A 23,917-nucleotide genomic window follows, 5' to 3' on the forward strand; every position below is an offset into this window, starting at 1 on the left:
ATTACCTTCATAAACTTCTGCAAACAAGCTGTTTATATGAATTTCCCGTTCATGTCAAATCGCTTAGGAAAACCTCCAATAGCTTTCGAGAAAAGGTACTGGCATATACTACGAAAGTAACTACAGTTGCAAAAATGAACGACTCTTGGCATATTGCAGTTGTAGTGATGAAAAAAGGCACTGCTTGCTATGGCATACCCAACACTTCCTCCACAGACGGCTGTTTATACCCCGTACACTGTCATTGATAAATCCCGGCAGGGCATGCTTCGTACAGAAGCCGATCAGGTAGCCCAGTTAGCCGGATTGACCGATATTGAACTGGCTCGCATTCTGAACATGTCGGTACGCAACCTACATCGGCTCAAAGCTGACGATAAACTGGCCCGAGACGCTTCTGAGCGGCTGCTGTTGCTAACCAACTTGTTGCAACATGGGCTGGATGTCTTCGATGAGGATGCCCAGACACTGGCCGAATGGCTTCGTTCGCCCATTCGTGAACTCAATACCCAATCCCCCTTGTCGCTCCTAGACACCACAACTGGGTTTGGGCTCGTGGATGATGTGCTGGGGCGCATCGAACACGGTATTGTCGGCTAGTTATCCTGCTCCCTTGATGTTAACCGTTTACCGAACTGTTAAAGCAAAGTACATCCATGAACCCTTGGCTACCGAAGGGGCCCGGCTGTTTGGGGGCCGGTGGAACCCAAAGGGGTACCCCCTACTCTATACTACCTCCTCCCCTGCTCTGGCCTTAGTCGAATCGTTAGTACACCAACCTCGGGTCAAGTACGACAAGTTGCCCAAGCTAATTTTGTTTACCCTGGAGGTGCCCGATGACTCGTTGACCACTTGGTCGCTGGATGACTTGCCTGCTTATTGGAATGAGGAGAGTTATGAACGTACCCAATGGATTTTAGGGGATTGGCTAAATGAGCCCACCACGTTAGTGGCGGCTGTTCCTTCCGTGGTAGTGCCGATGTCTTACAATTATTTGCTTCATCCAGCTCATATAGCTTTTGGCCAAATCCGGGTTGTCCACCAGGAGCCTTTTCCTATCGAACGTCGACTCTGGCAGCAGGAAGGTTCCTAATTCATTCCATTAGCAAACCTGTAACTAGTCAAATAAAGGCGGACTTTGGAATGTAACTTATATTAGCTGATTTGTATAAACCAGTTCATTTATCATCGTCCAAATAAAGGTCGACTATCAGCATTAATTGAACTTGTTGTAAACAGTGGCCAAAACCGTTCAGTTAAACGTCCGAATATAATAAGGACAAGACAACCATCAATGAAAACCTTTTTGAACTTTGGTACAAGGCCATGGACACATCAATGGCGAGCCTTTAATACGCAGTAAAGAGTTGAGTTTAGTAGTAGTGTCCTTTTTTGTCAAACATACACAAGTTAGTGATTGCCCTTGACATACAAAATATAATGCTGGATTTTCTTTCATCGTAAATGAATGAACCGAAACAGTTTCATACTCAGTAATAGACGTTGGAAGAAATACTAATTCTCCCTTCTTAATTTCTACTGAATGTGAATAGGGATTATGCTGTACCCTAACAACTCCAACTATCAGGATTAAAAGTAGGGTGAAAGTTTTCATTGATTTATTTTTACTTACTGTTCACGGAGAATATCAATTGTTTTTTTACAAAAAAAAATTTAACACTTTTATCAGTTGAAAAAATTTATTAACTAACATAAATTAGTCGTACTATAATCATTATTGATACGTGAATTATTCCGTAATGAAGGCCACCTCTTTTTTATTGAAGAATGCCTTCACTGAGTTAGGGTCATTTTCAAACCGCTTGGCTTGCTCAAGAACTGCTACCGTTAGCTCCTCTAAGCTAGTAAATACTCGGTTTTTCAAGTCGCCTTTCAACTGACTCCAAACCAATTCGACTGGGTTCAGTTCCGGGCCACCGTGGCGCGGCTGTAAGCGGGTAAGCGTTCCAAATGAATCCGACCGGGCCGCTCCCGAAGGAACTGCTTAACAGCTTCACTACGATGAATGGCGGCTCCGTCCCAGATAATCAGTAGATTCCGCTTCCGATAGCGCCCACACAGTTGGCTTAAAAACCAGACTATGTCCTCACCCGTGAACGCCTGATCCTGACCAGCCACGTAGATTCGACCGTTTGGGGCGATAGCCGCAATCAGGCTTAAGTGGGTCCGTCCTGCTTGTTCAACCAGTACCGGTGTCTGCCCACAAGGTGCCCAAGTATGAGCTACTAAGGGCAGTAAATAACAGGCTGACTCATCGACATATAAAATAACTCGCTCTTCATCCTTCGCTTTTTCGCTTCGGCGATCCGATTGAGTTCCGGTAAGCGTTCCTATCGCCATTGAGCAACTGCTTGCGCATCTTGCTGACGGGCTTTGCATTGCGGCAACTGCCTGCTCCAGCCTACTTTCTTCAAAATACGACCTATTTGAGAGGGGTCATAACTGACGCCAAATAACTTCCTGATCACTTCATTAATTCGGGGGCGGGTCCAGACTACTCCGCTAAATCCGTGATGTTCGGCTCCTTTATTAAGTTCACTTACTAATTGGCTTAGTTGCTGAGTCGATAAACGGGCTGGTGCACCGGTTCGCTTCCCTTCTTGCAAGGCGGTTGGTCCTTGCTGGTTGTATTTCTTCAGGGTTCGACTAACCCAAGGTTGAGTGAGTCCAAAGGCCTGAGCAATGGCGGCTTGCTGCCAGCCTGTCTGGCTGAGTTCAACACAGCGTCGGCGAAGGGCTTCGTAGTCGGATTGTTTGTAGATTGCCATGGAAAGCAAAAGTCGCTCACATAACAGACTTACTCACGGATCAATAAAGCCGCCCTGGGTATGAATCAACAGACGATTCCAACCGAAGTAGTACTGTTTCGGGTCTAAGTTTTTAATGTACTAACTGTTCATTTTTTATTGTATTAGGCATTACTTTTCATTTATTGTTTAATTACAACTTTCTCATTACTAAAGTTAAATTGCAAACCAAACAATGTTAACAGTGAATTATCCAAGCCAAAATTTTTCCCGAAGGTTCCAGTTAAAAAGACATTATCAGCAATTCTATAATTTAGAACTCCCGCAGCTCTATCAGAATTCAAGTCCTTGTTAGTTATATCTAAGCGTCTAACATATTCAAATCCAATAGAGAATCTTTTAAATTCGCCCTCTACTTTACCTCCAAAATCGAAGTATGAATGGTACTCTGTGTGCTCTTTATCTATTACTAATTTATCATTTGTTAAATACCTAAGAACACCAATAGTATGAAGAAACCTTTGCTCTTTATCATTCCTTATTGGTATCCAATTTATATTAGCCCAAGCACCAACCCTATCAAATCTGCCGGAACTTAAACGTGTTGTATCAAATGCATAATTAACTGCTCCAGCAATATCGACAGTAAATGCCGGCTTCTCAGTTAAAAATTTCCTTATTGTATCGGATTGTGACTTTGTATTCTTTAAATGCCCTGCCTGTAATGCCTTTATTTTATTATTCCTCTCTTTTGTAAGCTTTACAATTTCATTCTTATCATTAATATCCCGCATCTTAAGTTGATATTCTATAGCTACATCAGCAATGGAACTATTAAGCCTAGCAAGGCTATCTACTATAATTCTATGATATTTTATTACAGTATCTATAGCAGATTTTTTATTTATTTGAAATAACCTTGTACGAGCACCAAGGACAATATTACTTACAGATTTCCCAGCTTTTTCGTCAGTATTATTCTTATTCAGAACTGCTAGTGAAATTGAAATAAGTTTAGCTGAAGCAATTGACCTTTGGTACAATTCCCCCTGTTTATCTTCCTTAATTCCAAGATATCTGAATGATGTCATGTTGCTTCTTCGCACCAACCAATATGGCGTAAACTCTGCCGCACCACCATTATTGTTTATTAAATTTATTACACTTGCCGTAAAAGCCTTTGCAGTTGCTGGTTTTTCAATACTGCTTGGAGCAGCGTCAAGCAACACAAATGCAGGAGAGGAAGGTGGTGCTAAATCTGAAATTTTCACTGTATCAGCAAATTGAGATTGCCCAAATGCCTTACAATAAACAAGTACCATTATTAGTATTAGTTTTTTCATAAATTTTCAAATTTTATCCTCAAAAAAGCATATCTACAATTTTAATAAAAGTCATTACTCTTTTATCATCAGACAAAATGATATCATTTGATGTAGGCGTAATATCTTCCTGCCCTAATGGTCCACCAGAAAAAGTATAGATTACTTCTGTATCGTCAATTACAGAATCTAAATTATCTTTATCTATTTGAGACAAATCTATACTTGTAATAAAAATAATAAAGCTATTAATAAGGCTAATGGAATTACCTATGTGGGTAGTAGGAATATTCCCCCCACTATCTTTATCAGACTCAGCAATTCCAACTTTAGAAGCACTACCTCTTTTCTGAAAAACCGAAGTTTTTGCTATGCCTTCAGTATCAACAAATGCACTTATTTGAATGTCGTTACTTGATCCGACTTTATAAACAGCCATAAAGTATTCAATTTAGTAAATTCTTATTTTTTACTTATTTGATCAGGTTCAATTACCAACAGCAAAGTTTTACAATTGCTTAAAAAGTAAAAAGGAGGAAAACCCCCTTTTTTAGACTACAATCTCGGGGAAATCACCCTTTTTTGTTTGCAAGAGTTTTCTTTGGTATTTGTACCATTCAAATAAACAATATATTCATTTAAATCAACAAAGAGTAGAATCCCAACTACTTAGATACTTTCTAGTTTCCCAAACTGATCTTCGTTTAAAAACAGTCCCAAATCGCGCAGGTATTTATCCGTCTGGTCTAGACTGCTATGACGGCACTGACGTTGGATAAGCTTGACATCTTTAGTAGCTCGATAAAGCGCTATAACACCTGTATGTTTCCAGCCATACAAATCGTAAGATTGATCCGTCATTTTCAGTAAGTTCAGAATGCGCCGATGCTGGTTATAGAAATACTTCTCATAAGCTGGTTTAGGACCAGGAATTCCATCAATCGTAAACACATAGTGGTTCGCCTGGTAGTCTCGTATCCGATGCTGTATAAGTAGCTTCTCGAGCGGTGGTGGAATCAATACGTGAGCGGTCCGGTTGTTCTTCGCATTTTCAGCATCGATACGAATAGTACGGTCTAATATATCACCTACTCGAAGCAGGCGCAACTCTGACTGGGGTCGGGCAAACGTATAATAAATGAAGTTTAAGAATAACCATAGCTGATGATCCTGAGTCAGCACACAGGCATCCCGAATGCGTCCAACCTGATCTGGCAGGAAAGCCGTATGTCGGCCCGGTCGTTCAGCCAAAGGCTTCACGGTCACAAAGGGATTTATTTTGAGCTGGCCCCGCTGTTGGTAAAAATTAAACAACGTCTCCAGTACACCCAGATGCTTATTAAACGATTTATTGGAGAGCCCTAAATCGGCCAGCACATAATCCATATAGGTGTGAGCATGAGCGGCAGTAAACTGATTCAATCGTAAACGGACCAAGCTCTTGTCCGACAAATAAGTGCGAAACAGCTTCAGCGATGACCGGTAGGTCTTATGAGAATTAGCCTTGAGACTGTTCTTCTTGATGGCCAGGAAGTAGTCAATAGCCGCTGACAAATTGGATGTTGGATCAATGGCAGGCACCAGAGCCAATTTAACCGGAGCAGGAGTTTGATCGACAGGGAATTCAGGGTCAACGATAGCGCCAGATTTTAGCTGTCTGTTCACCTCTTTAATGACCATTTCCGCATCCCGTTTTCGCTCAACTATGGAGTCTCCCTTAATAATCACCCGTTTTCGAAGCAACTTCTCTTGTTTCTCTGACCAGGCATAATAGACGACCACCCATTGTTTGGTCAGGTCGCCCCCCGCATCCGATAAGCGAGCTAATCGGAATGAGGCTTTTTCTTTCGCTTTTTTCATACAAGTTACTGCCACTAAACTGCCACCAAATTGGCCCAAAACTGCCACTGCCACTGCCACTGCCATTAGACTTCCATTATCAAAAAAAGCAACAAAAAAAACCCCGATAGTGTTGACTATCAGGGCTTTACAATGTGGAGACGGAGAGATACTCTCAGATCTGTATGTAGTTGCGACTCAGCCGTTTAGCCGAATAATCCTTACTTTTTGTATGGTTTACCAACTGCTTCACTTATGATTGTGCTATAGCCAGTTGAGCCGCGTTCGGAAAAAAACGTACTACTAAATCATTATACCTTTCTTGTAGGTCAAAATACTTTTGCTGTAACTCCCAGTGTATTTCAGCCGGTACGGTTCCGTCTGTTACCGTTAATTTCTCCCCTCCTTTTACGGGTTGCGGCTCCTTTAATACAACGTCTCCAAAAAAAGCATCTAACGAAAAGTCTAACTTTTCTGCATACGGCCTTAGTACTTTTCTTGTTAATCGCTCACTTTTCATGTGCTTATCGACTGCGGCTCTGGTTACGCCAAATTGGCTTGCTAATTCACTCATATTAAAGCCTTTAGCCTTAATAATTGTCCTTAGCTTATTCCCGTGATGTTCCATATCAATAAATTATTTACAATTTTTAGTTGACATATATTACAACATAATGTATTGTTGCGAACATTTAAACGTAATTGTCTGACGTTTGAACGTAAAACTAACGCAAAGTTTAACCATAAGCCAACCCTTTTTATTATGAGCAAAACAATAACCCACTCTTCTAAAAGACTAAACGTTTTAGGATATGCTTACAAAAACGCTACAGTAGCAAATCAACTACGTTTTAAAGCAGAATTGTTAGAAGCTGGTGAACGAGACAAAGCCAACTATTGGCGCGCCTTCCGCGATGTCTGGCAGTATTCGGAGTATATAGGGAAAGCGCCATTTGTAATTGTCGTTATCGCCGACGAAGTGCTTGACTTTGAGAATCAACCTATCTCCGAGCTACCCCTATGAAAAAGTACAGGTTTCACTACCGCACGTTAGGGCGCGGGATTAAAGGCGTGGTCAATGTCAAGGCTGAGAATTTCGCCGATGCGACCCGCCTGTTTTTTGAGAATACCAAGCGTAAAAGCTTTCGGACTTTTTATGTGGAGTTCCCCTAAATCCGTTTGACTCAATTCCAATGAGCAAAGCCGCTGATAAACCCATTAAATTTTTACTGATTATGGACTACCTGGAAAAGAAATATGATTTTCGGTTTAACACCGTTTCGATTGACCTGGAATATAAAACCAAACAGGAAACCGATTGGAAAACCCTCAACCCCGCCGATTTAGAAGTTGAGCTACTGCGCGAAGGCTTTACGGGCTTTGATAAGCAGTTAGCCGCTTTATTGAAGTCCTCCTTTGTGCCCCGCTTTGACCCTATTCTCGAATACTTTGAGAGTTTGCCCCCCTGGGATAATCAGAACGATTACATCGGTATTCTAGCCAATTATGTACGAACAACCGATCAGGAATTTTACCTCCGACAGTTTAAAAAAATGCTGGTGCGCATGGTGGCACAAGGACTCAATGCCATCGCCTTTAATAAGCACTGTTTTACGTTTTATTCCAATCAGAATGACGGCAAAACCTACTTTTTTGAGAACCTGCTGCAAGGCACCGGCCTAGCCGAATACGCCAAAAAGAATATTGAATTTGAGGGCAAAGATGCGAAGCGATCCCTGGCCGAAAACTTCATGATTAACCTCGATGAATTGGCCGGGTTAAGCAAACAGGATGTCAACCGGGCGAAGGCGTTTTTCTCCGAATCACAAATCAAATTGCGCCTTCCCTACGACAAAAAGGACTCGATTATGTCGCGCCGGGCGTCGTTCGTGGGCTCGACTAACCAGCGCGAATTTCTGGTCGATGAAACGGGAAACGTGCGCTGGATCGTCTTTGAAGTGCTCTCCATTAATCACGACAACGGGGGGCCGAATGGCTACAAAGCCGTTGACATCAATAAAGTCTGGGCGCAAGCCTATTTTCTGTTTAAGAACGATTACCCGGTTCAACTCGACAAAGACGAGATTGCCCACAGCGAGAACAACAATGCCCGCTATGGCCGCGATAGTGTCGAATACCAGATGTTGCTGCAATACTTCACGCCGGTAGGCAAAGAGCAGGGCGGCACGTTTTATCAACCCTACAAGCTGGTGGAGCGGCTAACCCAACTGGCCAGCAATACCGTCCGGCTCACCAGCGAAAATATAGGCCGGGCGTTAAAGAAAATGGGCGTCGAAAAGGCACAGACCCGAATAGGACAATTACCCGTTTGGGGCTACTACCTGACCGAGAACTTGCTGAACGCAGCCGATCAGCCAGGAGGCAAGTCTGACATCCCTTTCTAAAAAAAAACTCTTTTCTCAAAAACAACCTACTACACTTACTACATACTACCTATCACTCAGACGATCAGTCTATTATATGTAGTAACTCTGTTAGAACTAACCTACTACAAACTTACTACTACTTACTACAAAACAGCGATTTTTAAGTAGTATGTAGTAAGTAGGGTTTTGGAAGAACGGGGTTGTAAGGGGCGGTAAACCAGTGAGTTACCGCCGAATGTAGTAGGATGTAGGATGTAGTACCCTACTTTTTGAAAATTATTTTTTTTTCATTCACTCCCTTTTCTTTTAGCGGCCTAAGAAATTGGATTAAGCCGCTAAAAGAAAAGTAAAATCCTACCGCAACGATGATTGAATTACAGACCATCGAACAGTTGAAACAGGCGGTTCGTATTACGGACTATTTGTACTCGAAAGGCTTTACGCCCTGCAACAGTACCGGCAAACAATTCGTCTACCGCTCACCACTTACCAACGAGAAATCGGCTTCGTTTTTTGTGGAACCGGAGTTGAACGTTTTCAGCGATTTTTCGTCTGGCGAGAAAGGCGATAATATCCGGCTGGTACGGTTGATTGATCAGGTGGACTTTGTGACGGCCATTCGCACCCTGCAACGCTTGCAACCCTACGAAAGCGTTCCCTTCTCCCTGGGTGCATCGAAAGAGTACATTCTGCAACCCGATCAGCAACGGCACGAAATAACAGCCATTTGCCCCCTGCAACATCGGGCCCTGGTGCAGTACCTGGAAAAACGGGCGATTCCCTTTGCTATGGCTTTTAACTACGTGAAGGAGATCCACTACCGATTAAATGCCGATGGTCGGCACTACTTCGGTATTGGCTTCGAGACGGATAAAGGCAGTTGGGCGGTTCGCTCGGAGAACTTCAAAACCCACATTGGTAGCCAGTCGGTAACGACCCTCGAAACGCCGGGTTCGACTTCGATCAATCTGTTTGAGGGCTTTTTTGACTTCCTGTCGGCGCTGGTCTATTTCCGGGTCAAGACCATGCGCAATACGGCTATCATTCTCAATACGACGACCAATCTAAATAAAGTAATCGACCGTCTCAAGGCGGCTCAATGCGTGTACACCTTCCTGGACAATGACAAAGGAGGGCGTAAAGCGCTGGACGACATCAAGGCGGCCGGCTGTACAGTCATTGACCGCTCGACGCTGTACGCCGATTACAATGATTTTAACGAGCGTTTACAGGCACTATAACTCACAACCATATAGGCTTACCGTAGGCTTTCAGAGGGCTTTTGTCAGGCTTTCGGGAAAAATACGGTTGGCTTTCGGCTGGCTTTACTCACCTATAAATCAAACAAACGATGCTAACACCCACCTTTAACACCAGCCCAAAACGCTTTATGATTCGGGCGCTTCACGACCCTAGTGATTGCGGTATCATCAAAGCCAAGTCGGTCGAAGATGCCATCAATAAAACCCTCAAGGCCATGTGCCAGATCGCCCGGCGAGAAAATAAAATCCTGGTGCCTTTTGAGGTCATTGAGCTAGGTAGCGAATAAATCAGACTAACTGGTAGTAAGCAGACTTAAGCTTCCTATTATGTAAACAACAAGCCCGGCCAATGTTGGCCGGGCTTGTTGTCATTTAACAGTCTGCTAATATGTTCGGTGATAGCTAATGAGACCATGTTAAGTACTCTATCTGGTCAGTGTAAATCCGTACTTTGGGGAATGATTATAACTTCCCAATTGATAGATCACTATTTTATTGCATTCGTTACTAGCTACATAACAAGGCCAAATCACCCCCGCTCTTGTGGTTGAAAGCATTAAATCAACTCTAAATACTTTGCCAGTGTATCCCCCAAAGCCTGAAGAGTTGGTTTCATCTGTACTGTAAATTTTGTCAACAATCTTGCCTAACTCGATCCTATTTTCAAATAGTGAATCAGGGTCAATGATATGGTTTTGGGCAGTAAATGTAACTGTTCCTGTTCTTGTAGTCCCCGGAGGAGAGCGGTTTGATTCAAAGCGCCAGGTACCAATGATATTTTGCTCAATCGGTGGAGCTTGACAAGTGGTTTGGGTACTAGGTGGATCGTTTGGGGGCGGTAAGGGCGTAATTCGAATTCGACAAGCTTGAGTAACTGTTAGAAGAGCAAATAAAACCGCTAGTTGGTTTAAAGTGGTTTTCATACGAAGAGCTATTTGTTTGCATAACGAGAAAGCTCTTTTATTCTTTTATAAAATAGAGTAGTTATTACAAAGCGAATCCATCTACTTTTACAACCACCACGACACTTATACAAAAGAACGTATGCCAATAAACGACAGCAGGTATTGTATCAACGCAGCTAAGGGTATCCCTGCTTTTGTCGTATTGCTGATTTGTTGGTTTAGCACATTATTCTCCTGTAAGGACTCAGCTTACTCGCATATTGACTATTTCAAGGATGGATCTATTAAGACTACATGTAAAACGATCGAGGATAGTATCGTTCTGATAACTGACTATTACCAAAATCATACGATTAAAAATGTTAGAACGGCTGTCAATGGCCAACTCAAAGGTATTTCTCAATCTTTTAATGAGCAGGGGGTAATGATAGCCAAAACAACCTGGCTGCATGATAAACAGCATGGGCAAAGTCTGTATTATTATCCAAATGGAAGATTGAAGCAGAGGGTAAATTTTATGTACGGTTTACGATGTGGCGAGTATAAAGAGTACTATAACTCAACCGGTAATCAAGTTCGCTTTTTGGTTAATTACTTGGTAATAGGAAAGAAGGAGTACCCTAATGAGTATTTTGAGTATGATCGAGCTGGTAAATTAATAAATCAATCACCCCTTGTAAAGGCTGCTTATAAGACCAATTATAGTGATTGCACAGCTCACCTCACTTTGCAGTTAATCACTCCAGACTTTCCGGAAATGACGGTCTTAATTGGAAACTATGATGCCTTCTTTAACCTAAATGATTCTACAAGCTTGCATACATATAGCACTACACGTCTTCTGAACAATGTAGCTATTAAATTGCCTGTAGTCAATGACACAATAATAAGAGGTGTGATAGTAAACTATAAGCAGTTAAAGAGTGATAGAAAGCCTCTAACTAAAATGATGGGCAAAGATCTATATTGGAGTTTGGCGATTAAAGGTTGCCAAAGGTTAAACTCGCATTTAACGAGTATCGACTAGACTTGTATTTTACTAATTAATTAAGCATATACGTACAAAATAATCTTACGTCTTTTTTATCATAACATAATGGTAGTTATATGGGGATTCTGAAAAAAAAATATAACCTACTGCCACACAGCTGATTGATACTATTACCAGACTCGTTCTATAACTAACTTTATATAATATGAATGAAGTAAGTTGTAACATATATCTTTGTAGAGTTAAAGATTAGAAAAAGTCAAAAATTCTTAAAAAAAATGGAAAAGGATTTTATAATCATCAAAGTAAGTTGGCGTACTAGGAGAATCAGGAATTACGATGCAACTGAAGAGAACGCAAAGACCCTAGTTTATTTTAAAGCATTAATTAATTTTTTACAGAACAATGAACTAACTACTCGTGTAATATTACCCGATAATGGCATAGTAACAGATGAAACGTGCATTCGTAAATCGGACTTGACAGAATTTGGCTATCAATTATTTGCAAAGAAGCATTTTGACAAATGGGTAGATGCTATTTTTGATAGAGGTAAAGACCCTACTGACGTAAAGGCACTTAAAAAGGCTTTACAAAAAATAGTAAGCAGCCAATAATGTAAAAGAATTGTCTTTTCATACATTGCTTCTTTGCTACATAACTCACTTCATGTAAAGAAATTAACTCAATAAATGCAAAAAGAATAAATTTAGCGTAAATTATAATAATACAATTTTCAATATCTACTTTCACAACATTTGCATACTTGCCTACGGCCATTTTATAGGGTACGATAATTCTTTATAGGTAATACGATTTTCATAATTTAGAAGAAATATATGCAACGAATCATAAGCCTGTTTATAATTCAGCGCTCTTTGAAAATTGTCATTGATTTGATCACTAAAGGCTAACAAACTATCCTTTGGCCATTTCTTAAACTCACCCGCTAAACTTAAAGGCTCAAGAATTATTTCAGCAGATGCATTTTTTTCAGGAAGGCGTTTTATATCAAAATGATGACTAAAATAGAAATCAATTTGAGGGTGCAATCGCTCAAACTCATTGATAAAAGTTTGCTCCTTAGCAGTTAGGTTGGGGCTATGTATCGTCCCCATACCGATTCCCCAAAGAATATAGTAAGATGCGTAAGAAATAACGCAGAAGGCGATTGAGATAGCTATAAACCATTTCCAGTTTTTTTTCACGGTATATGGAAGCGTGTAAAACCAATTCTAATTTCCTGTTATATAAGTGCTTAAACAAGGCTGCGTAAGTATAAACGTTTCTTCTCGAAAGACATAGTCTTATCTCACGGTTCCCTCAGGTGGTCGGTTTACGCTATCGAGCGTCATCTAACTTAGATCTGACCACCAGAATAGTTAGTTCGTATCCATGTAATGCTTTATCATTACAGTCACTTTACATATAGCAGATTATACAACAGAAATGGGTGCACGGATAAGTACAGTATATTTTGATTTTAACCCTACCCAAACAGAGGTTCTATCTACTTTGAGTAAGATAGCAGGGAAAGAATTAACAGTTGAGTACTTAGGGGAAAACGGCCTATCTATTAGTATAGAAAATCAAAAAGTAGACATTGTAGTTGAGTGGATCAATAAGCGCCGGGGTTATGATGAAAGCATTAAAGATATACTTGGTGATACATACGAGTATCCTTTTCCGGATAAAAATCAGTGCATTCGTGTATTCAGGGAACTGGATAATACCGACTATTTAGAAGTGACTCTACTCTACTTACTTAAACAGTCTGGCGGCATATCCGAGAACGCTTTTGACCTACCCCTCTGGGCAGGAAAAAGCTGGATAGACAGACCTAGAAAATGGTGGCAGCTAACATAAACGCACTTATATAACAAAAGGATGACAAGGCTAATATCATTAAACTCCATAAACCTTAGCTACCTGTGTATAATAGTCTCTATTATCTTATCATTTATCTCAATCTTAGGATTTTATTTAAATAGCCTTCTCTTCATCAGTATTCCCTTAGTGGGTTGTGCGTATTTAATTTATATAGCTTTACTATACGAGATTAGAATAAATGAGCAAGACATTATGATAACCCATCTTTATTATGGAACCAAACGGTACAAAAAAGATGAGTTTGTCAGCATTAGCCAACCAGCCATTGGACCAATGCGAATAAATCTACAAGATGGTCGTAGCTATTCATTCATGCCTAATCTAACTCGCAGTTTTTTAAAGTATACTACGCACGATAATTACGTGAAGTATTGGACTAAGGAGCTAAGCTCATAAATGTGTTATTCCAATATTGTCTAATAAGGAGCCTTCCAACTTTTCTTTGAATTTTTTCTTTACATAAAATTAGTTATAAACTCGCCTAAAATAAGTGCAATAAGCGGAAGAACAATTAGTTAGTATTTAACCAAGATTCTACAAAAGCTTTTTATGTACTACTTCGACAAAATATTTCCTTACATTTTTTTCAAAAAATGCTCCGAACCCACTCATACTTTCAGTCTTCCAATCCTCAATAATTGCTCTCTCTTTTTTCTTTACATGACTGTTGATTAACTGCACGACCACAACTCTATTACCCTGTTCATCCAAGTAGCCGAAATACTGTCTATAGCAGTTCTCAAGCTTGATATGCTGATTCGTATAACCTGCGTTAATAATGTCTTCAGCAACAGTAATTTCGACTAAAGAAGGAGTAAATCGGCTAACTGAGCCCAAGGGAATGGGAGCATTGTCAGTTGAGGCATCAAAAATCACTCCTTCTTGAAGATACTTGGTTGGTATTTTGATTACCTGAACTGGCTGGGCTAATGTAAGAAATGGCATAACGCCAATGAAAGCACAGAATACTATAAGTGACAGATGCTCCATTAGAAAAGTCTAAAATTTGATACTCGATTTACTTCTGTAAAAATTGACCAATTTTTAGTCAAGTTGAATAACTCATTTTATGTAAAGGGAATAAACTAATTTGAAGTGTTTACTAGACTTTATGAATAGCTTGGGTAAGTTTAATTTTTTTAGGGAAAATAAAATGCCCTCATTCTATTAGAAGATGCAGAGTTTGGGGACTTTTGGATAGAGTGTCTATTTGTTCCGCGTCTGTTTCCTTTACAAAAATTTTAGAGTTTTTGACCCCTACGCTACGTAGATCATTACAATATAGTACAACTTTCTTGCTCTCGCACCTTACCCATAATTCCAAGATCGCATCCATTCCTGTCATTTTACCACTCACAAAACACTCTGATTCAGGTAGCCCACCTTGTTTGCGAATTCCATAAGTGAAAGCAAACCCACGATAAAACACTCTGGTGTATTCGATTTTAGTAAAGAAAGTGCTTGAACAATTAGGCATCTGATAGACAGTATATTCGTAATTTGTCCAAGTAAAAGCGTAAACTAACCCTATCAATGAGAACAAAAAAAACGTAGCTGGAAAATATCCGATTCGCGTTAATATAATCTTAATTTTAGAGGCCATTAATCATGTGTTTCTTTTCGAAAAATAGACGATTTTCTGTTGTATAAGTGGCATTATGTAAAGCTGAGATTATTTAAGACACAACCATAGTGCAGACAATATCATATCTGTTGCTTTCAGCCATTTGAAAGACAGCTAACATTTCATCAATCAATGCAGTACTAAAATCCCGGCTGTCCTGATTATAGAAATTGGCTAGTTTCCCCTCATATGTCCTTAAGGATGATTTTACCTTTGTGTAGAAGTTTATCCAAGCTGGTATATCGATACTCTCATATGCTTGAAAGAATTTGGGTGTATCCTCTGGGGTATAACCTCTCTCTCGCATATGGTCATGATTAGCTACTGGAGTGTATTTTTCAATGCCTTCGACAATAAGTCCTAGTTTTTCTAGCTCATCCTTATTGCCAAAAGTATAGGCTAGTTCATTAAAGTGGCCTCTAAAGGTCAGTTCACCAGCATTTGTAGAGCCTTGACGAAAATAAGCTTTTATTCTATACTCCATTATTCAGTGTTTTCCTGTTGTATAATCTGTTATATCTTAAGCTAAAGCCCTGATTGGATAAAATATAACCCAAGTGACAGTTTTACGCAAGGCCGCCTGGTGGTCAGCCGTTGCCTTACGAAACGGTAAAACGACCCTACTTCCTATTCTTTTCTCAAATAGGCTCTCCAGAATCAGGTAGCCTTGGGTAGTTGCCAGGTCGTGACCGTATTGACGGCAAACCCGGCTCTGGCCAGTAGCTCTTCCTTCTTTTCGGTTGAAATAAACTTCCCCTTATTGACTTTGAAGCGGTTGTTGCGCTTGTCCTGATGGCTCAGGCCCGTCCGTGACCAGTAGTATTCGCTGTTGACCAGCGTCTCGAAAGCTTCGTCCGTGGTTAATGGCATCGTTTTTCAGGCGTTATTTTCTGTAAATCTACAAAAAACAGGCCTCCCGCGTCTTAGCGGGTGTCGCGGCTAGCCAGTGGCGGTCCGTTCACCTTCGCGCCTATGATCAAGGTGCAGGAGATGGTTCGTCAGATGCGGCTAACCGATGCCAGGGGGAAACCCAGGGCATTTTCTCTGCTGGTCTGTACGGCAAACCGGCAAAAAAAGACGGGCGGGCGAATACTGGATCTGCCCAAGGTCAGACTGCTCACCAAAAAGCGTCAATCCGAACGCTATCTGCAAGTACAGCCACTGGGCACGAAAGATGTCGTCAAGCTGCACCTCGATCTGATACTGTATTTCAACAATCAGGAGGTAGTCTGATGGCTAAGAACAGCAAAACTGTCGAATATTTTGAGGGAGCCTACCACGACGTAGCCATCCTGTCCAGTGCTGGCGTCGAAGTAGCGCTGGAACATGACCGTCCCGCCAATAAAAAATCGGCCTTTGAACCCTCCTCTCAGCCCAAAGGCAAGCCCTCAGCCGCGGTTCCGGATGAATCCCAGTTCCCGTCTATTGGTGGTGATATTCTGTCCTGGGGAGATGGCAATGATTTCCCTCAGCGCATGGTCGACCTCTACAATCAGGATCCGATCATCCCGGCCACGCTGGGTAAACTATCGGCCATGATTCAGGGTCAGGGCCTGATTGCTGTGCTGGAGGATATCGGCGACGATGGCAAAGAAGTCGTGCGGCCACTGGTCGGTCCAGCCAACATTGTCGCCGAAATACAGGAGTTTATCAGCAATGAGCTGTTCCAGCTTTATCTGCGGGAAATGGCCGCCGATGCCGCCTGGTTCTTCAATGGCTGGCCTGAAATGCTGGTCAGCAAGGATCGCACGAAAATTGTGCAATTGCACCCCTTGAGTGCGGAGGAGGTTCGCTGGTGTCGGATGCGGCCCGATGGCAGTTTGCCCCACGTTTATCTGAACGCCAACTATCCCCGCAATAACAGCGAGAGCGCCAGTACGGTCAAAATCAATGCCATCGACCCCTACCGCTGGGACGCAGTCGACTGGCTCCGGGAAAGCAGTTTTTACAACTGCGTCTATCCGATATCGATCCCCACACCCGGCAAACGGTTTTACTCGCTTCCCCACCACTACAGCCTGGTCGAATCAGGCTGGCTCGATGTGCATTTAGCCATCCCCGCCTTCAAGAAATTTCTGATGAAAAATCAGATGACCATCAAGTATCACTGGAAGGTCGATAAGGATTACTGGGGGTCGATGTATGGGGAAAAATACACCAAAGGTTCTCCAGACCAGAAGCGGGCCATCAAACAGAAGTGGCTGAATCAGATGAACAAGCAGCTCACTGATGTCAGTAAAGCGGGTAACTCGATCATTACCGACGTCACCTGGGATCCGGTCAATAAGCTCTTTAAAGATCACATCACGGTGACAGCCATCACCGATACGATGAAAGACGGCAAGTTCCTCGATGACAACATGGAGGCTGCCGCCAACATTTACTACGCCCTCAACTGGGATCCCACGATTTCAGGCTATCAGGGTGGTGGCAAAGGCGGCTCCCGCTCCGGTGGATCCGACAAACGCGAAGCCTACCTCATCGCCCTGCAGATGATCAAGCCCTTCCGGGATATGGTCCTGCAGCCAGTTCTGTTCACAGCCAAATACAACGGCTGGAAAGCGGCCATTCCCAAACTGGGCTTTCGCTGGCGTGATACGATTCTGACCACCCTGGATACCGGAGCCGGTACCGCTAAAAAGGTAAGCTAATGACGACACTCTTCACCGGAGATACAGGGCTGTTTCGCCAGTTCGTTTCGGTCAACCGCAACTTTACCATGGCCGACGTACTGCCCTCGCTCCAGGCGACGGCTGAAACGTTGTTGCCCCGCTTTTTAGGCGACGAGCTGGCCGATCAGATTACCAGTCGGGCGGATAATCCGTTACCCGAAAACCCCACGGCCGATGATCTGATCCTGAATAAAGCCTTATTCTGGACGCGATCGATCGTTGCCAAGCTGGGATTTGCCACGAATCTCATTTTCAGTGAGCTACAAATTGATAACGATGGCATCACCGTATCGGCCAATGAAGGTCGGCGGGCTGCTTTCGATTACCAGACCAAAGAGCTCAAGCGAACCCTGCAGGAGCAGGGCTGGCAGGCACTGGATGAGTTGCTGAAGCTGATCAGCAAAAACCCGGCTCTGTTTCCCGGCTGGGAGGATTCCCCCTACTACACCCAATACCAAAACGCTCTGTTTGGCAATCCGGTCGAGTTCAGCAAATACTACCCGATTCAGGACCGCTGGCTGACCTACTGGGCGCTGATCCCCTTCATGGCCGATGTGGCCGATCGCATGGGTGAACCGGCACTGGCTCGAATCGAGGCACTGCCCAATACCGTCAATGAAACGGTTCGCGGCAAGCTGAAGCGCAGTTTGCTACGGGCACTGGCCTACGAGGTGATGATTCAGGCCGTGCCCGGTCTGAGCATCGAAGTGGTGGGTGCCAACGTGCAACTGAATTATGCCAGCCAGTACGGGGGTAAGGAAAGCTACTACACGCCACCTGGCCGTGAGCTGCTCGACTGGGTGCTGGGCAATCTGAAAGGACAGGTCGCTGTGTTCTGGGAAAATTTCGAGAATGCCATCGCTGTACTGGAGCCGTCGACGGATCCTGATTTGTCCGACGACGCCCTGGGCCTGATCGATAGCGAAGGCCCTTTTGTCATGATTTAATCACTGATCATCTGCTTCCCATGGCAACTCAATCCAACAAACCGCAAATACCCGCCTGGCTCGAGTTCGTCGTCGACAAACTGGTGCTGATTCTGCTCATTTTATTGGAAAACTGGCTGATCATCTTCGTCTTCCTGATGGCGTTTGGTGTCATCTCCAGCTGTAAATCCAAACCGCAAGCTCCTGCTCAATCGATCCCCACAATGCCCCCGATTGATTCGGTGCGCCTAAAACTTGAACAGGAGGCCCAGTGGTCATCGGGTAATGGCATGGCCACCAGCAAGCAACAGTCTCAATCCGCAATCATTGACTATGAAAAAGCTAAACAATACTTTGATACGAGCCGGGTTACTCTTCCTTAGCCTGGTGATCGGCCTGCTACTCAGCAAATGTTCCTATGGCCAGACCCAGTCCGCGCCATCGGTGCAGGCCATGGTACGGAATCAGCCGTTTCCGTACCATTCCGGAGTAGCCATGGACACGGTGCTCTATGTCCGGGTGAAGACCAGGCTGATCGCTGCCGATTCGCTGCGAGCAGCTGCCGAGAAGGCGATTAAAACACTCCAGTCTGAACTTTTGGCTACGCGCAAAGCCATCGATGATCAGTTTCGACTCGGTCAATATGACAAAGCCAAAGCACAAACCTTGCTGGCTCAGCTCAATATCCTGCAGGGGCAACTCGTCCAGGCACAGGATTGGCTGCGTCAGGCACAGCTGGCCCGAGATGCCGTCGTGAAGGAGCTGCCCCGAAAGGTTCGTAAGCTACTGGAGCAGGCCACACCCGATCAGATTGCTGCGGCAACCGTGGACTACATTCATGTGCTGCAAAAGCGGAAATGGAAATGGGCGGGCTGGAGTGTGGGTGGTGGGTTTGTACTCGGACTCTTAACCGGTTTCTTTTAACATGGGTAAGTCACTCACGGGAGCTGGCCTGCAGCTGGCAGCCCACTCGCTGCGGACGGGTATTGCGGAAGTACGCACACTGGCTGCAGTCGAATCGAACGGGCAAGGCTTTCTGGACGATGGCCGAGTGACGATCCGCTTTGAGCCGCACATTTTTCACCTGCGTACCGCTGGGCGTTACGACGTCACGTATCCGCATCTGAGTTACAAAGAGTGGAATCCAAAGATTCCCAAGAATACGGAGCACTCCTATCAACTCTTTAACCAGGCCTGTACGCTCAACGCGACGGCAGCGGTGCTGAGCAGCTCATGGGGCATGTTTCAGGTGATGGGCTTCAATTTCGCCAGTTGCGGGTGTAATAACCTCAAGCAGTTTGTCACCCTGATGGAGAAATCCGAAGATTCACAACTGGAGCGGACAGTCATTTACCTGTTGACAACCGGCCTCGATGATGAACTGCGCGAACACCGCTGGGAGGATCTAGCCCGCTTGTATAACGGCAAACAGTATAAGCGAAACCAATACGATACGAAACTGGCAGCTGCTTACGAGCGGTTTGCTGCAATGCCTACAATCACCCTTTTAAACCCCTAAACCCTATGGAATGGACAGCGTTGTTCACTGACGTATTGAAATTATCGCCTTTCGTTGCGGCCCTACTGTATTTTCTAATGACGGTCTGGAACACCATGCGAGCGACCCAGGATGCCTTGTTTACCTCCATGAAAGAAAATCAGGCGCAAGGATTGCAGATGCAGGAAAAGCACATCATGGCTCAGAATAATTCAGCGGATGCCAACCGGCAGCTGGCCAGCGCGATCGGCGATCTGAAAGATCATCTGAGCGACAAACTGGACGAGGTAAAAAGCACCCTGCCCCGTAATGGTAGCCCTGTCCGTCGGACACCGGCTTCGGTAGAAATCCCTAAAGCTGCGGCCTAATGAACACGTTTGAACTCTATATCTCAACTCAGCGTGGGGCTGGTTTCCGGCTCCCGTTTACCGGCCCCTCCAGTTGGGATGAAGTGAGCGTAAAACAGGCGGTGGCCATCATGCGCTGGCGGGCGGTGGCCAATAGTCAACCGGCTACCCAGTTTGCCGTTTTGCAAATGCTGTATCAAATGAAACCCAAACAGCAACGCTGGCTCTTCGATGAGCGGTTTCTGCGCCAGCAGGGTCTGGATGATGATGATCGGGCGACCTTTTTAGAGTACGGCCAGTCGGTGATCGATCTGATTCGCTGGGCTGGAGAGACCGAACCGGGGGCGGATTTCCTTGTTAAGAAATTCAGGCGCTTCGATTTTCGGTATGGTACACCGGGTGTGCTACTCCGCCGGTTATGGTATCGGAAACAGTATTTCGCTCCGGCTGAAGCCCTGGGGGATTGCACGTTTGAGGAGTTTATCTGCGCCGAAAAAGCCTACAGAACCGATAAACTGGCCGAATTAGCGACTGTTCTTTACCGACCTCAGCGCCAGGGTGAGCGGGAAGCCTTTTCCAGCAAAACCCTCGCCGAGCGAACCGCCTTGTTTGCGGATCTGGATCCGGCGCTGTTGCAGCTCATCGCCAGCCAGTTTGATGCCAGCCTGCAGTATTTACAGAGCTGTTTTCGGTACGTTTTCCCCAAAAAACAGGTAATCGAGGGCGCCGAAGTCCCCAAAACGAACAAACCCGCTGGCAACTGGCTCGATGTGGCCATCAACATGGCTAAGCTCGATGCCACCAAAGTGGGCTTAATCGAGCAGCTCAATCTGTACCTGGCCCTGAAAGTGCTCAATGAACAGATGCGTCAGGCAGATGAGTTGGAAAAACAGCTGGAGAAAGCCAAAAACAAAAGCCGCTAAGCCATGGACGAACAGGAATACATCGACTATTTTGAAAATCTGGCTCGCCGTCACAAGCAGATTAATCATTCGGAGGCCGAGCCTGCCTTCTATGCGGTTCGCGACGACAACATGACGGAACTGGACAATGTCGTTCGCAAAAAACTGAAATTTCCGGCCCTGCTGCTCGATGAGTACCTCGACGATCAGGATTACAAGCAGGATAATTTTCGCATGCAGCTCAATGGTGGCTTTTCCATTTTGTGCAAACTAGAAAAGGGCAATGACGTTAGCATTCGGGAAGCTCGTCATCAGGCTCGTCAGATTGCCCGCAGCATTCTGAATCGGATCCGCAAGGATAGTTTGCCGGGTGGCTTTCTAGCCAGTAAAAAACTGGTTAGCTCCCAGCAGTATCCGGGTGAAAAAGCACCCGTCGTCGCTGATACGGCAACAGGATGGGCGTATCCATTTGAGTGGCAGTTTCCCATTTCAGTAGCGGTCAACACCGATGACTGGAACGATTTATAGTCCGCGTCATTCGTGCGCGTCTTAGCGGGTGTCGCGGCTGGCTCCCTGCTGATCGGAGTATTTCGCGGGCATGGCCGTCACCCTCCTCAGCACTCCCGACCTCTTCGCCCTCACCCGTGGAGGGCGCATGGTCTACCAGTTCCAGGGAACGGGTCAGCAGGCTACGCTCGGAACACCGGCCCAGAGCTTTATCAATTTTTCCGGACCAGTACCGGCGGGCACCGTCATTCGGCTGAAATGGAATGGCACCGAGCATCCCATTGTTGCCCGCACCAATCCCACGGAAGCCAATGAATTTCCGGCTGGGGATGGTTCTTCGGCTTATGTAGACTCCCTGCTGGAGTTCTTTCAGAGCTATTTCCCCTTTTACGAGGATTTTATCGCCGAGCGGCTTGATTTTATCAACCTGCATCAGATCCTGCTGGCAGCCAAGCAGCCCGGCCCCCAGTTCAATATCTCGGCACCAGCCGTCAGTAATGCCATTGAAGTGGTGGTCGGTACGCCGGGAGCTGACCCGATTGTTCGCGAGCAGTATGGCGTCTATGCCGAGATCTGGGTCAAGCGACCGGGCGAAAGTAGTTACACCCGAATATTTGCGCCGACGATCGCCTGTGATGCCGAGGGCATTGCGACCATGGACGTGGGCAAAATACTGCATGGTCAGTTAGGCCCTGACTGGCCTACCTGGAGCTATAACCAACCCACCGGCTCCACCCGTTCGCAGCTCAGCTACTACGTCACCTATGCCGAATCGTTTGGGCAACCCCAGCAGGTCGGTAAGATCCAGAAAGACGATGTGCGCCAGGCTTATTTTGGCGGGGTTGATTATCAACACCAAGCTGGACAGGGTTTTGAGCTGGCCAGTTATGTGGTGCGTCAGCCGGATGCCGGTTCCGATCGGGCCTTGCGGCTGGGTTCCTTTACCCGGTATGTCCGATCGAATGAACCGCAATTCCTGACGTTTCTCAATACGCGTGCTGATCGGGCCGATGTGCACCTGCTGGTGGAGCTCACCTTTGCTGACAACAGTAAATTCTACTACAACACCCGCTACGCCCCCCAAACCTGGCCCAAAGGATCAAAAATTACGTATGCCGTTGGGCCTGCTCAACTTAACATCGCTGATCAGCTGAACGATGGCGATACCGTGGTCGAGTACTCCGTCTGGCTGGCCAATACCGACTCAACGGCGTACTATTCGCAGAAGTACCGGTTCATTCTGGTATCCAGTTATGAGCCGTTCACGCGCTACTTTGCCTATCTCAATAGCCTGGGGGCCGTCGATACGGTTACGACGTTCGGCAAAGGCTCTTATGAGCTAACCCGTTTTTACGAGCAGGCCAATCAGTATTTACCGGCTCATTATAATGCGGAACTGGGCCAGTTTGTCCAGTACGATGTCTCCCTGCAGCAGCAGATCGAGGTGGCCACCGGCTACCGCACATTCACCGAATTGATGGGCTGGAACGATGTGTACCGATCAGCCTACCTGTTTCACATGCAGGCGACCAAAGCGCTGCCCATCGCCATTGTTTCCAAAAGCATTAAGCAGGGGAAGGATCAGGATAACCTCTACGCGCACACGTTTCAGTTTGTCTACCGCTGGCAGGAATCGTTTTTCTCTGAAGAGCAGGATCCTGAGCTGATCGGTGAACCGGCTCCCCCTTTAAATACGCCAACCGGGCCAGTGACCATCGAGCAACCGACGGTGATCGATTCGGTCGACCATACGGTGCCGGATGTGGTGCGTGGGATAACTGATCAGAAAGTGGGCAACTGGAATCAGGCGTATGCGTGGGGGAATCATGCCCTTCAAGGCTACCTGAAGCAGGATACAGCCTCCCAGCTTTTCTACAGAAAAGATTCCAAAATCGACTACCAGGCTGATCTGATCAACAAGCCTTTCAGCCGTGATTCGGCGGGTCTGACGGACGTGCTGACCATAGACGAAACGGGCGATCTGGCTCTACTGAACGCGTTTACACAAATCAAAAAACTTGTCGGCTTTCGCCCAGTTGCCCGCAGCTGGACTGGCGATGACGAACCCCAATAAGCT

The 23,917-nt window shown here is 45.0% G+C and carries 31 protein-coding genes; 20 read left to right on the forward strand and 11 right to left on the reverse strand.

The genetic code is table 11. The features are described 5' to 3' along the window. Window positions 1–189 precede the first annotated feature (189 nt). Window positions 190–600, forward strand: a complete 411-nt coding sequence (parS, locus tag G8759_RS25070) for a type II RES/Xre toxin-antitoxin system antitoxin (RefSeq protein ID WP_167214329.1) — start codon at window positions 190–192, stop codon at window positions 598–600. Window positions 601–616: 16 nt separating this feature from the next. Further along, a complete protein-coding gene (locus G8759_RS25075) occupies window positions 617–1,093 on the forward strand; it encodes an RES family NAD+ phosphorylase (RefSeq protein WP_167214334.1) in 477 nt (158 codons plus the stop codon). 830 nt (window positions 1,094–1,923) lie between these two features. On the opposite strand, the gene G8759_RS25080 is transcribed toward G8759_RS25075, so the two are convergent. The 6 genes from G8759_RS25080 to G8759_RS25105 form a co-directional block, all read right to left on the reverse strand. After that, window positions 1,924–2,361, reverse strand: a complete 438-nt coding sequence (locus G8759_RS25080) for a transposase (protein WP_167214337.1) — start codon at window positions 2,359–2,361, stop codon at window positions 1,924–1,926. After that, window positions 2,352–2,789, reverse strand: a complete 438-nt coding sequence (locus tag G8759_RS25085) for a helix-turn-helix domain-containing protein (protein WP_167214340.1) — start codon at window positions 2,787–2,789, stop codon at window positions 2,352–2,354. Before G8759_RS25085 ends, G8759_RS25080 begins: the two co-directional genes overlap by 10 nt. Before the next feature lie 161 nt (window positions 2,790–2,950). Then, complete coding sequence (locus tag G8759_RS25090) at window positions 2,951–4,111, reverse strand: hypothetical protein (protein ID WP_167214343.1); 1,161 nt, start codon at window positions 4,109–4,111, stop codon at window positions 2,951–2,953. A gap of 19 nt (window positions 4,112–4,130) precedes the next feature. Beyond that, complete coding sequence (locus G8759_RS25095) at window positions 4,131–4,529, reverse strand: hypothetical protein (RefSeq protein ID WP_167214346.1); 399 nt, start codon at window positions 4,527–4,529, stop codon at window positions 4,131–4,133. 230 nt (window positions 4,530–4,759) lie between these two features. After that, complete coding sequence (locus G8759_RS25100; RefSeq protein WP_167214349.1) at window positions 4,760–5,950, reverse strand: tyrosine-type recombinase/integrase; 1,191 nt, start codon at window positions 5,948–5,950, stop codon at window positions 4,760–4,762. 232 nt (window positions 5,951–6,182) lie between these two features. Continuing rightward, window positions 6,183–6,557 (reverse strand): helix-turn-helix domain-containing protein, encoded by a 375-nt coding sequence (locus G8759_RS25105; protein ID WP_167214352.1) that lies wholly within the window; start codon window positions 6,555–6,557, stop codon window positions 6,183–6,185. 135 nt (window positions 6,558–6,692) lie between these two features. On the opposite strand from G8759_RS25105, the gene G8759_RS25110 reads away from it, so the two are divergent. The 5 genes from G8759_RS25110 to G8759_RS25130 all read left to right on the forward strand — a co-directional run bounded on the left by G8759_RS25110 (window position 6,693) and on the right by G8759_RS25130 (window position 9,865). Then, window positions 6,693–6,953, forward strand: a complete 261-nt coding sequence (locus G8759_RS25110; protein ID WP_167214356.1) for a hypothetical protein — start codon at window positions 6,693–6,695, stop codon at window positions 6,951–6,953. Then, entirely contained in the window at window positions 6,950–7,102 is a 153-nt protein-coding gene (locus tag G8759_RS25115) for a hypothetical protein (protein WP_167214360.1), read from the forward strand. The genes G8759_RS25110 and G8759_RS25115 overlap by 4 nt, the downstream gene beginning before the upstream one ends. 20 nt (window positions 7,103–7,122) lie before the next feature. Then, the gene (locus G8759_RS25120; protein ID WP_167214364.1) at window positions 7,123–8,334 is read left to right on the forward strand and encodes a VapE domain-containing protein; all 1,212 of its coding nucleotides are present in this window, start codon (window positions 7,123–7,125) and stop codon (window positions 8,332–8,334) included. 347 nt (window positions 8,335–8,681) lie between these two features. Continuing rightward, window positions 8,682–9,557: a CHC2 zinc finger domain-containing protein gene (locus G8759_RS25125; protein ID WP_167214367.1), complete on the forward strand. Its 876-nt coding sequence runs from the start codon at window positions 8,682–8,684 to the stop codon at window positions 9,555–9,557. 110 nt (window positions 9,558–9,667) lie between these two features. Beyond that, a complete protein-coding gene (locus G8759_RS25130; RefSeq protein WP_167214372.1) occupies window positions 9,668–9,865 on the forward strand; it encodes a hypothetical protein in 198 nt (65 codons plus the stop codon). Window positions 9,866–10,003: 138 nt separating this feature from the next. On the opposite strand, the gene G8759_RS25135 is transcribed toward G8759_RS25130, so the two are convergent. Then, the gene (locus tag G8759_RS25135; protein ID WP_167214375.1) at window positions 10,004–10,501 is read right to left on the reverse strand and encodes a hypothetical protein; all 498 of its coding nucleotides are present in this window, start codon (window positions 10,499–10,501) and stop codon (window positions 10,004–10,006) included. Window positions 10,502–10,622: 121 nt separating this feature from the next. Here G8759_RS25135 and G8759_RS25140 point away from each other — a divergent pair, with 121 nt between their 5' ends. Both G8759_RS25140 and G8759_RS25145 read left to right on the forward strand, forming a co-directional pair. Beyond that, the gene (locus tag G8759_RS25140) at window positions 10,623–11,510 is read left to right on the forward strand and encodes a toxin-antitoxin system YwqK family antitoxin (protein WP_167214379.1); all 888 of its coding nucleotides are present in this window, start codon (window positions 10,623–10,625) and stop codon (window positions 11,508–11,510) included. Window positions 11,511–11,752: 242 nt separating this feature from the next. After that, complete coding sequence (locus G8759_RS25145) at window positions 11,753–12,091, forward strand: hypothetical protein (protein ID WP_167214383.1); 339 nt, start codon at window positions 11,753–11,755, stop codon at window positions 12,089–12,091. A 153-nt stretch (window positions 12,092–12,244) separates the two neighbouring features. Here G8759_RS25145 and G8759_RS25150 read toward each other — a convergent pair whose 3' ends face one another. Continuing rightward, entirely contained in the window at window positions 12,245–12,682 is a 438-nt protein-coding gene (locus G8759_RS25150) for a hypothetical protein (RefSeq protein ID WP_167214387.1), read from the reverse strand. 307 nt (window positions 12,683–12,989) lie between these two features. On the opposite strand from G8759_RS25150, the gene G8759_RS25155 reads away from it, so the two are divergent. After that, window positions 12,990–13,340 (forward strand): hypothetical protein, encoded by a 351-nt coding sequence (locus G8759_RS25155; protein ID WP_167214391.1) that lies wholly within the window; start codon window positions 12,990–12,992, stop codon window positions 13,338–13,340. A 558-nt stretch (window positions 13,341–13,898) separates the two neighbouring features. Here G8759_RS25155 and G8759_RS25160 read toward each other — a convergent pair. From G8759_RS25160 to G8759_RS25170, 3 genes are all read right to left on the reverse strand, one after another. Further along, window positions 13,899–14,354 (reverse strand): hypothetical protein, encoded by a 456-nt coding sequence (locus G8759_RS25160; protein ID WP_167214394.1) that lies wholly within the window; start codon window positions 14,352–14,354, stop codon window positions 13,899–13,901. 686 nt (window positions 14,355–15,040) lie between these two features. After that, complete coding sequence (locus G8759_RS25165; RefSeq protein ID WP_167214397.1) at window positions 15,041–15,472, reverse strand: hypothetical protein; 432 nt, start codon at window positions 15,470–15,472, stop codon at window positions 15,041–15,043. 173 nt (window positions 15,473–15,645) lie between these two features. Then, window positions 15,646–15,858 carry a hypothetical protein gene (locus tag G8759_RS25170; RefSeq protein WP_167214401.1) on the reverse strand — a complete coding sequence of 71 codons (213 nt, stop codon included), beginning with the start codon at window positions 15,856–15,858 and terminating at the stop codon, window positions 15,646–15,648. A 102-nt stretch (window positions 15,859–15,960) separates the two neighbouring features. Here G8759_RS25170 and G8759_RS25175 point away from each other — a divergent pair, with 102 nt between their 5' ends. The 10 genes from G8759_RS25175 (at window position 15,961) to G8759_RS25220 (ending at window position 23,914) form a co-directional block, all read left to right on the forward strand. Further along, window positions 15,961–16,221 (forward strand): hypothetical protein, encoded by a 261-nt coding sequence (locus G8759_RS25175; RefSeq protein ID WP_167214405.1) that lies wholly within the window; start codon window positions 15,961–15,963, stop codon window positions 16,219–16,221. Beyond that, window positions 16,221–17,639 (forward strand): hypothetical protein, encoded by a 1,419-nt coding sequence (locus G8759_RS25180; protein WP_167214408.1) that lies wholly within the window; start codon window positions 16,221–16,223, stop codon window positions 17,637–17,639. The genes G8759_RS25175 and G8759_RS25180 overlap by 1 nt, the downstream gene beginning before the upstream one ends. Next, entirely contained in the window at window positions 17,639–18,607 is a 969-nt protein-coding gene (locus G8759_RS25185; protein WP_167214411.1) for a DUF6712 family protein, read from the forward strand. Before G8759_RS25180 ends, G8759_RS25185 begins: the two co-directional genes overlap by 1 nt. Window positions 18,608–18,627: 20 nt before the next feature. After that, complete coding sequence (locus G8759_RS25190) at window positions 18,628–18,969, forward strand: hypothetical protein (RefSeq protein ID WP_167214414.1); 342 nt, start codon at window positions 18,628–18,630, stop codon at window positions 18,967–18,969. Continuing rightward, on the forward strand, window positions 18,920–19,510 hold the full coding sequence (locus tag G8759_RS25195) for a hypothetical protein (RefSeq protein ID WP_167214417.1): 591 nt from the start codon (window positions 18,920–18,922) through the stop codon (window positions 19,508–19,510). Before G8759_RS25190 ends, G8759_RS25195 begins: the two co-directional genes overlap by 50 nt. Window position 19,511: 1 nt before the next feature. Further along, the gene (locus G8759_RS25200; protein ID WP_167214420.1) at window positions 19,512–20,105 is read left to right on the forward strand and encodes an N-acetylmuramidase family protein; all 594 of its coding nucleotides are present in this window, start codon (window positions 19,512–19,514) and stop codon (window positions 20,103–20,105) included. A gap of 5 nt (window positions 20,106–20,110) precedes the next feature. Next, window positions 20,111–20,452: a hypothetical protein gene (locus G8759_RS25205; RefSeq protein WP_167214423.1), complete on the forward strand. Its 342-nt coding sequence runs from the start codon at window positions 20,111–20,113 to the stop codon at window positions 20,450–20,452. Continuing rightward, window positions 20,452–21,354 carry a hypothetical protein gene (locus G8759_RS25210; protein ID WP_167214427.1) on the forward strand — a complete coding sequence of 301 codons (903 nt, stop codon included), beginning with the start codon at window positions 20,452–20,454 and terminating at the stop codon, window positions 21,352–21,354. Before G8759_RS25205 ends, G8759_RS25210 begins: the two co-directional genes overlap by 1 nt. Before the next feature lie 3 nt (window positions 21,355–21,357). Beyond that, a complete protein-coding gene (locus G8759_RS25215) occupies window positions 21,358–21,861 on the forward strand; it encodes a hypothetical protein (protein WP_167214430.1) in 504 nt (167 codons plus the stop codon). Window positions 21,862–21,931: 70 nt separating this feature from the next. Next, window positions 21,932–23,914: a hypothetical protein gene (locus tag G8759_RS25220; protein WP_167214433.1), complete on the forward strand. Its 1,983-nt coding sequence runs from the start codon at window positions 21,932–21,934 to the stop codon at window positions 23,912–23,914. Window positions 23,915–23,917 lie beyond the last annotated feature (3 nt).

It is taken from the genome of Spirosoma aureum (genome assembly GCF_011604685.1).
GTDB lineage: Bacteria > Bacteroidota > Bacteroidia > Cytophagales > Spirosomataceae > Spirosoma > Spirosoma aureum.